Below are 8,772 nucleotides of genomic sequence, written 5' to 3' on the forward strand. Positions count from 1 at the left end.
ATAGAATGGGAAGAGAAAGAAGGAGGTGTCCGATGGGAAATAATCGATTCGCTAAAATTCCGTACCGAACTTACACGATGGCCCTCGCCGTCGCTTGTCTCATCGGCGTATTGTTATTCGGGCTCGGACTGAGCTATTACTGGAAAGAAAAGCACGTCGCCGTCGATGAAACGGTGCGCGACTTGAATCATGCCTCTGACTTGGCCGGGGTCGAGTCGTACCTCGTCTTGCATCACGCGGCCAAACTGTACGAGGCGAACTCCGAGCAACCGACCGCCCTGTTGTCGGCCCCGTACCGTGAACGGGCGCTCCAATACAATCTTCAATTGCTCGACGACTTCGAGACGGGGGTCGATGAGCGTGAACGGGACGCCCTGCTCCGTTTCTCTGAACAGCTCGAGGACACATTGAACGAAGACGGGTCGAGCCGATTCGAGTCCGTACCGTTCGACGTCATCGAGTCGATCAATCGGCGCTGGCTCTACCAAGGTCTCGAGCGGACCGCCCAGGCGAACACCGCCTATGAATTGACCGACGCCGTCATGCGGATGCAGATGGCGTTCGTCGAAGGTGTGACGAACCTGCTCGCCGAGACGCCGGACCGAGACCAGCTCGACTTCGAGGTCTCGACGATCGCGAACGAGGCCCGGCTGATCGAAGACATCGTCGCGACCGATCCGTCGCTGAAAACCAAATCGGTCGAAGACTTGATCGAGAGCGCGCTCGCACTCGGACGGGTGACGGCCGCCAATTCGACGCTCGAGGCCCGTTACGTCAACGGGACGAGCTTTTATGAGGACTCACACGCTGCCCTTCAAACCGTGCGGTCGACGGCAGATGACACGCTCATGGCCGAGCGTGACCGTTACGGTACGCTCGCCATCGCCGCCCTTCTCCTCACGATTCTGTTGTCGGCCGGTCTTCTGCTCGCCCTCTGCTACACACGCAAGATGTATGCCCACGACTTGGCGCACTTGAAGGCCCGTGCCCTCGCCATCGACCCGAGCACGGAACCGGTCGCGGAATCGTTCCCGCCGAACCATGACTTCCGCGGCATCGAGGACGAGCTCCGCGAGATTGCCGTCAGTGTCCACTCGACGGTGCACACGCTCGAGACACAATCGGACGACCTGCTCCGGTATCACGAGCGCTGGTCGTCGCTCTTCTCCGAGACGGGACTCGCCATCGCCTTGATCGATGACACGTACGACTTCATCGAACGAAACGATGTGTTCCGCCAGTTCTTCGGGGAACGCAACTTGTATGAGATCAACCAACTGTTCACCGACACGGGACGCCGCCTGTTGCGCGAGGCGCTCGCCGGGGTGACGGAGAACGGGACGAGTGCCCAGTTCATCTTGCACTTGAAAGGTGAGCACGTCCGCTTCTTGAACGTCAAAATCATCCCGCTCAAACGCGGCGAGACGCTCACGTATTACCTCATCCTCGAAGATGAGACCGAGCGTGTCGAGCGTGAGCGCAAAGTCGACCGGCTCGTCCGCTTCGACCTCGCCACCGAGCTATATAACGAGTACGGTTTCCTCCGCGCATGGGAGAAACAAGACATCGACGGCACGTTCCTGTTGATCAAACTGAACGACTTCCATCACCTCGTCGACTGGTACGACCCGACGTATGCCGACCTGCTCATGACCGAGTTCGCCCGGCACGTCGAGGATCGGCTCGAGAAGTACGCACACCACTTGTTCGGCCGCTACCGTGACGATACGCTCATGCTGTATGTGAAAGGGCTCCGTAACGTCGACGAGACCGAGTTGCTGGAGCTGTTCCCGACCGAGCTGTTGATCAACCAGAAACGCCAGACCGTTCACCTTCAAATCGGGGCGACCCATACGACGCCGAACTATAACGACTGCCTGTTCGAGGCGACGAAGGCGCTCCAACACGCCAAAGAGACGCGGACGCCGTTCGTCTGGTACGACTCGAGCATCCTCGCCCAGCTCCAATGGGCCGCCTTAATCGAACAGGCGCTCCCGGAGGCGATCGAACAAGGCCATATCACCGTCGCCTATCAGCCGCAAGTCGAGTTGAAGACGGGCCGTGTCGTCGGGGCCGAGGCGCTCGCGCGCTGGCAGCATCCAGATATCGGCTACGTGCCGCCGAACGAGTTCGTCCGCATCGCCGAGCGATCCGATCAAATCCTTTGGTTATCGCACTCGATCCTTGATTTGGTCGTCCAACAGCTCGTTTCCTGGCGCGATACCCCGTTCACCGACATCTCATTGTCGTATAACTTGTCGGCCCATTCCGTCGACCCGTCGATCGTCACAAAGCTACGTGACTTGGTCGAGACGTATCCATGGCTCCCAGACCGGTTGAAGATCGAGCTGACCGAGTCGGCCGACATCATGTCACATACGAACGAACTCGAGCGGCTCGAAGATATCGCCGACCTCGGTTATTGTCTGTCGATCGACGATTTCGGTACCGGCTACGCCTCGTTCGAAGCGATCTGGCACTTGCCGATCCAAGAAGTGAAGATCGACCGCATGTACGTCAGCGGAAAAGCGAAGGACAGCACGTCGTTCCTCCGCGCCGTCTCCCGATTCGCGAGCGAACAAGAACTGACCTCGCTCGCCGAGGGAATCGAGACGAAGCAAGACTTGGACCGCATCCTCGCCGAAGGCGTCGAGCTTGGCCAAGGTTACTACTACGCCCCGGCCCTCGACACGATTGCGTTCGAGGCGTGGGTGAATGAAAAAAGAGGCCGTCTCGCCTAAGCGAGGGCCCCGTTCGACCGGCTGACACATGTCAGCCGGTTTTTCGTTTGAGGAGATTAAAGACGAGCTTCAACGCGATCAACAGTCCGATGACAGGCAAGATGACGGGCAGCGAACTGCGTGGCAACAGCCCGAACACGATGAACATCGTCATCCCGATGGCGAAGAACAGCTTGACGCCTCGCTCATGGCCCTCGAACTTCTCCCAGCGCCAGACGAGAAGCAGTAACGTCAGCGGTGCGAACAAAAACGTCAAGAAGAAGAACGGCATATGACGTGTGTACCAGGGTTGGGTCATTTCAATCGTACCTCCTCATACAACGCCTCCGTCGCTTCGTTCGACTCCACGTTCACGTAGATCGGCTTGCCGCTCCAGTCGATGCGAACGGCGGCCTCGATATCCCGGTCAAGGAAGACGAGCACATCTTCCCCGCCTGTCGTCCGGAAGTGACCTGTCAAGCGTGAGCCGACGGCGGCACCGTTCGTCCGGCGGTCGAGGCTCGGCCGATACGTCAACGTGACGGTTTCGATTTCATCGTATGGCACCGTCTCGCCGTAGCTGCCTTCGATGACGAGCGCCGAGTCGGTGAACGTCACCTCGGTCGGTTGGTTGAACCAGAACAAGAGACCTCCGACAAAACCCAAGATGAGCGTCAAGACGAGGACGAGCGGGATGAGCCGTTTTTTGCCGCCGGGACGAAGTTTCCCGCGCTCATCAAAAATATTCCCGTCATACTTTTGGCTGCGCCATAGCGTGACGACGACGAGCAAGACGATGAGCAGGAAGAACGGCTCGAGCGGGATGTCGAGACCAGACATGTCGATGGCGACGATGACGAGAAAGATGCTTGCGATGCCGTAACACATGAAGCCAAGCAATCGTGCCACCGCCTTGATGTCCACACGCGCCTTGTCCTCACGCTTCATCGTGTTATATCCCGAGATGAGGAAATGCCAGCCCAAGCGATGGACGGCAAATCCGAGCAAGAATAAAATGAGTGCTGCAATCACGAGTCCCCACATAGAGGTGTCCCCCTTTCTACTATAGTGTACGAGAAAAACGGACCAAATGTTTCAAAATCATAAGGCGTGCCAATGACTTGGACGATATCTTATACTGGAGTCAGAACGCTCAAGGAGGAATTCGATGTATCGGACAAAAGCAGACTTTCTACAAGATTGGACCAAGTCATCGACCGGCACGCTCGACGTGCTCCGCGCCGTCACCGACGAGGCGCTCGGCCAGGAAATCGTTCCCGGCCATAACTCACTCGGCTGGATCGGTTGGCACGTGACGACCGCGCTCGGTTATTTCACGAACTTGCTCGGCTTCCGGCTGTCGGCCCTGAAGAGTTTGACACAACCGACCGACGCGGCATTGATCGCCGATCAATATGCGCGTTACGCCGATGAGATCGCGAAGGCGGCCGAACAGTTCTCGGACGAGTACCTGCTCGAAGAAGTCGACGTCCACGGCGCGAAGCAACCGCGCGGTGCCGTCTTGCGCATGATGATCGACCATCAGACGCACCACCGCGGCCAAATGACGGTGCTCCTCCGTCAAGCGGGACTCACGGTCCCTGGCGTCATGGGCCCGACGAAAGAACAGATGAAGGCGTGAAAAAAGGCGAGGCCCCGCGGGGTCTCGCCTTTCGTCACATCGATGACGGCGTATTCGCCTTGTTTTGCATCCGGCCAATCCCTTCGTATTGGACAGTACCCGGGTCGCATGCATATTTCCACGCGTTACGAGCGTCGATTAACCGTTTTGTCCGCATCCCGTCGAACGCTTCCGGCTTCAAGTTGACGAGCTCGTCCCATTCCGTGACGAGGATGGCGACGTCCGCTCCTTTGAGCGCCGCCTCGACCGTCATCGCCTGTGGATAGTCCCACTTGGCGAGCGGGTCATAGCCGATGATGTCAATTTCACGCAACGCCAAGTGGCGAGCGAGCGTGACCGACGGTGCGTCACGCATATCGTCCGTACCCGGTTTGAAGGCGAGACCGAGGAAGGCGACCTTGAGGCCGCTCTTGTGCTCGACTTTCGAGGCGACGTAACCCATCTGGGCGTCGTTCGAGTGCATGGCGGCGCTGATGACCGGCAAGTCGAGCTCGTTCTCGTGGGCGACGTTCAAGAGCGCATGCATGTCTTTCGGGAAGCACGAGCCCCCGTAACCGAGGCCGGCGTTCAAGAACGAACGTCCGATGCGCGGGTCGAGACCCATCCCATCGGCGATCGTCGTGATGTCCGCCCCCGCCTTATCGGCGAGACGTGCCAAGTCGTTGATGAAACTGATTTTCGTGGCGAGGAACGCGTTCGAGGCGTATTTGATGAACTCGGCGTCAATCGGTGATGTACAGACGATTGGCACCCCGAGGCGTCCATAGATACCGGCAAGTTCCTCACACATCTCGAGGTTGTTACTGCCGATGACGACGCGGTGCGGTTTCAACACGTCGGCGAGGGCACGCCCCTCTTGAAGAAATTCCGGCACGACGGCGAACGTATAGGCTGGGTACATGACCGACAACATGTCGGTCGTCCCCGGCGGCACCGTGCTGCGGATGATGATTTTATGTTTCGACGCGACCTCGGACAAGGCCGCGTCGACGAACGTCAAGTCACAGCTTCCGTCTTGCTTGCTCGGCGTCCCGACGGCGAGGACGAGGTAGTCGACCGTTTCTGTATCGGCAATCGAGTCCGTGAATGTGATTGAACCGTGATGATCGCGTAACACGTCTGCCATGCCCGGTTCGTGGAACGGGACGTCCCCGTTCATGAGACGGAGCAGTCTCGGCTGGTCTTTCTCGACACCGATGACCTCATGCCCCGCTTTTGCTAGCCCACACAGGGTGGCCAGCCCGACATAGCCAAGGCCGATGATTCCAAATTTCACGATAGTTCCTCCTTCAATAGTCTTCTATTAACAGTACCGAAAAGCGGCGTGCAAGGGAAGGCTCTAACACTCTCTGAATATTCTCTGCTATAATGAGTCAAAATGAGGCTAGAAAGGAATAACCGCATGGGATTGCTCGCTTTCTTTTTGATTACGCTCTTCGTGTTCTACTGGTTTCCTATTCGAGGTGGACTCAAGACTTTCCTGCTGATTCTCATCATGATCAGCGGATGGCTCTCGATTTTCGAACTCGTCTCCATCATCGAAGCCCGCCCTTGGGTTGCGGCCCCTGTCCTCGCGCTGATCGGTTTGTTCGTTTGGAAATGGCGCAAAGACAGACGGACGAACTTGAACAAGCACCCAGACATTTGACACACGTCGAATGTCTTTTTGAATTTCCGTACAATTTTTTCGCTAAATATGGGAAAACAATTTTTTGATGCTATCATACGTTCAGTACATGGTTTTTTTGAAAATAAGGGGAGACAATTATGAATTTTTACGGGCTCGACATCGCACCTTGGATCGAACCACTGGCCCAATTCGTGTTTTGGTATCCGTTCTTCATGGCGCTGTTTTGGATTTCAGGCGCTCTCTTATTCAGCTTGACGCGGGAGAAAGAGGAAGAACTCGATTTGAACGAGCGGGAATGGCCGCTCATCAGTATCTTGATTCCTTGTTATAACGAAGAAGAGACGATTGCCGAGACGATCGAATACTTGGACCGTCTCACCTATCCAAATTTTGAGATTATCGCCGTCAACGATGGCAGCCGTGACAAGACCGGCGACATTCTCGTCGGACTCGCCGACGAGTACGAGCGCTTGCGCGTCATCGACTGTCATGAGAACCGAGGCAAGGCGAACGCGCTACATATGGCCGCCCACGCCGCCCGCTCCGAGTACTTGCTTTGCGTCGACTCGGACGCCTTCCTCAGTGAAGAGGCACCGTACTACCTCGTCCGTCACTTCTTGAATCGCGGCGAACGCGTCGGCGCCGTCACCGGCAACCCGCGCATCCGCAACCGCGACACGCTCCTTAGCCGAATGCAGCTCGTCGAATACTCGTCGATTATCGGCTCCATCAAACGGACGCAGCGCGTCATGGGTAAAATCATGACCGTCTCCGGCGTTATCGTCATGTTCCGGAAGAAAGCATTGCTGTCGGTCGGTCTTTGGGACCGCGACATGATCACCGAGGACATCGCCGTCTCGTGGAAGCTCCAGAAGAACTTCTGGGACATCCGCTATGAGCCGCGCGCCCTCTGCTGGATGCTCGTCCCAGAGTCAATCTCCGGCATTTGGAAACAGCGCGTGCGCTGGTCGCAAGGCGGGCAAGAGGTCGTCTTGCGTCACTTCGACATCTTCAAAGACTGGCGCCAACGCCGGATTTGGCCTGTCTATATCGAACAGGTCGTCAGCGTCCTTTGGGCGTATGCGTGGCTCATCGTCACGGTGTATCTGTTCGCGACGGCCGATACGTGGCAGGACATGTTGATTTGGTTCACGTACAACTCGTTCGCGCTCGTCCTCGTCAGCCACGTCCAGCTGATTATCTCGCTCTGGAACGACGCCCGTTACGATAAAGTGTTCAAATACTATGTCTGGGCCGCTTGGTATCCGGTCATCTACTGGATGCTCAACACGTTCGTCGTCATCGCGGCGACGCCGAAAGCGATTAGAGCCCGTGTGAAAGGAGGCTATGCGACATGGAGTTCACCAGACCGGGGGACACGGAGAAGCAGCCTGTAAGTGAGTTATACGATTACGAGCAAGAGATTCTCGTCAAGACGAAACAGAACGTGTTCCGCAAAGGGATTGAGCTGTTGCTCACAGTCGTTTTTTGGTTCTACACGTTCATCGTCACATGGTTCTTCTTGAGTGCCGTCGTCGACGTAAACGACCGCTATATCGCCATCCTCAAGACCGCCTTGAACGTCACGAACGCCGATATCCGTGAGTTGCTCTACTTCGGGCTCGTCTCATCGTTCATCGCCGCCCTGTTGCTGTTCTTGTGGCGGACGTACAACAAGCGGAAGTACGGCCCGCTCAACCGTCGGCAGATGCCGACAGACACAACGCTCGACGATTGGCTTAAACTCGACTTGATGGAACCGGAAGATATCGCCCGGCTTCAATCCGACAAGGTCATCGTGTTCACAGAAAACCCAGTGAAAGAGTTGAAATAATGCGCTACGTCAAATGGCTTCTCGCTCTTCTGATTATTTGCGGCATCGCCTGGAAAGTGTACGACGTATCTTCAACGACACATGAGAATGTGCCCGATGCGGCACTCCTCCCGACCGAGAACGTCTGTCTCGGGCTCAACTATCATCGGGTCAAACGACCGAACACGTGGAACAAGCTCGTCGAGAACGTGACCGGATCGTCCGAACTTGTTCGTTACAACGTCTACGCCGACGAGTTCGAGCAGCAGATGACGTGGCTCCAAGAGGAGGGCGTTCACTTCGCGACGCAGGCCGATTTGCTCGGCTATCGCGCCGGTGAACCGATTCCGGACAAATGCGTCTGGATCTCGTTCGACGACGTCGACCACACTGTCTATGAAAACGCGTTCCCGATTTTAAAAGACAAGCAAATCCCGTTCACGCTGTTCATCATCACCGGTCACGTTGGCGAGGCGTTCCAAAACTTGGACCTCGCCCCGTGGATTGAACTGAAGGACATGCAGGCGAGCGGACTCGCCGACTTCGGGACACATACGCATGACATGCACTACGTCAAAGACGGAGGCGCCGTGTTCTTGCCGGAAGCCATGCAAGATGAGCTCCGGCAAGATTTGGAGACGAGTGTCGCCGCCATCGAGTCAGAGCTCGGGACGCGCGTCACGACGATTGCCTATCCGTTCGGCAACACGAGCGACGCCGTCACCGAGACGGTGCAGGACCTCGGGTTCGAACAGGCGTTCATCTTGAGCCCGAATCCGATCACGCCGGATAACGACCCGTTCTACTCGAATCGTTATTTGCTCGACGCAGAGCTGTTCGAGTTGTTCGTCAAACCGTATTTCGAGCGTCTATGAAATGAGGCTGGGACATAACTCAGTAGATTTATAAGAAAGAGGCCACCTGGCGCGACTCGTTCGCGCCAGGTGGCCTCTTCTCCTTTTTATGG

The 8,772-nt window shown here is 56.7% G+C and carries 9 protein-coding genes; 6 read left to right on the plus strand and 3 right to left on the minus strand.

From position 1 onward, the window contains the following. The first annotated feature begins 32 nt into the window (after positions 1 to 32). Positions 33 to 2,741, plus strand: a complete 2,709-nt coding sequence (locus KNP79_RS09820) for an EAL domain-containing protein (protein ID WP_215192215.1) — start codon at positions 33 to 35, stop codon at positions 2,739 to 2,741. 31 nt (positions 2,742 to 2,772) lie between these two features. Here the strand turns inward: KNP79_RS09820 and KNP79_RS09825 are convergent, their stop codons facing one another. Together KNP79_RS09825 and KNP79_RS09830 are read right to left on the minus strand one after the other, a co-directional pair. Beyond that, a complete protein-coding gene (locus KNP79_RS09825) occupies positions 2,773 to 3,039 on the minus strand; it encodes a hypothetical protein (RefSeq protein WP_215192217.1) in 267 nt (88 codons plus the stop codon). Continuing rightward, the gene (locus tag KNP79_RS09830) at positions 3,036 to 3,764 is read right to left on the minus strand and encodes a DUF3784 domain-containing protein (protein WP_215192219.1); all 729 of its coding nucleotides are present in this window, start codon (positions 3,762 to 3,764) and stop codon (positions 3,036 to 3,038) included. The genes KNP79_RS09825 and KNP79_RS09830 overlap by 4 nt, the downstream gene beginning before the upstream one ends. 124 nt (positions 3,765 to 3,888) lie before the next feature. Between KNP79_RS09830 and KNP79_RS09835 the strand changes: the two genes are divergently transcribed. Then, positions 3,889 to 4,362 (plus strand): DinB family protein, encoded by a 474-nt coding sequence (locus tag KNP79_RS09835; RefSeq protein ID WP_058764471.1) that lies wholly within the window; start codon positions 3,889 to 3,891, stop codon positions 4,360 to 4,362. A 34-nt stretch (positions 4,363 to 4,396) separates the two neighbouring features. Here KNP79_RS09835 and KNP79_RS09840 read toward each other — a convergent pair whose 3' ends face one another. Further along, positions 4,397 to 5,638, minus strand: coding sequence for a UDP-glucose dehydrogenase family protein (locus KNP79_RS09840; protein WP_215192221.1), 1,242 nt, complete (start codon positions 5,636 to 5,638; stop codon positions 4,397 to 4,399). Between the two features lie 219 nt (positions 5,639 to 5,857). Between KNP79_RS09840 and KNP79_RS09845 the strand changes: the two genes are divergently transcribed. The 4 genes from KNP79_RS09845 to KNP79_RS09860 all read left to right on the plus strand — a co-directional run bounded on the left by KNP79_RS09845 (position 5,858) and on the right by KNP79_RS09860 (position 8,680). Beyond that, the gene (locus tag KNP79_RS09845; RefSeq protein WP_165571738.1) at positions 5,858 to 6,010 is read left to right on the plus strand and encodes a hypothetical protein; all 153 of its coding nucleotides are present in this window, start codon (positions 5,858 to 5,860) and stop codon (positions 6,008 to 6,010) included. Positions 6,011 to 6,129: 119 nt separating this feature from the next. Further along, positions 6,130 to 7,389, plus strand: coding sequence for a poly-beta-1,6-N-acetyl-D-glucosamine synthase (gene pgaC, locus KNP79_RS09850; RefSeq protein WP_214751406.1), 1,260 nt, complete (start codon positions 6,130 to 6,132; stop codon positions 7,387 to 7,389). Beyond that, positions 7,347 to 7,826 carry a poly-beta-1,6-N-acetyl-D-glucosamine biosynthesis protein PgaD gene (pgaD, locus tag KNP79_RS09855; protein WP_215192223.1) on the plus strand — a complete coding sequence of 160 codons (480 nt, stop codon included), beginning with the start codon at positions 7,347 to 7,349 and terminating at the stop codon, positions 7,824 to 7,826. Before pgaC ends, pgaD begins: the two co-directional genes overlap by 43 nt. Continuing rightward, positions 7,826 to 8,680 (plus strand): polysaccharide deacetylase family protein, encoded by an 855-nt coding sequence (locus KNP79_RS09860; protein ID WP_215192225.1) that lies wholly within the window; start codon positions 7,826 to 7,828, stop codon positions 8,678 to 8,680. Before pgaD ends, KNP79_RS09860 begins: the two co-directional genes overlap by 1 nt. Positions 8,681 to 8,772 lie beyond the last annotated feature (92 nt).

Origin of the sequence: Exiguobacterium sp. s7 (assembly GCF_018618195.1) — a bacterium.
GTDB lineage: Bacteria > Bacillota > Bacilli > Exiguobacteriales > Exiguobacteriaceae > Exiguobacterium > Exiguobacterium mexicanum_A.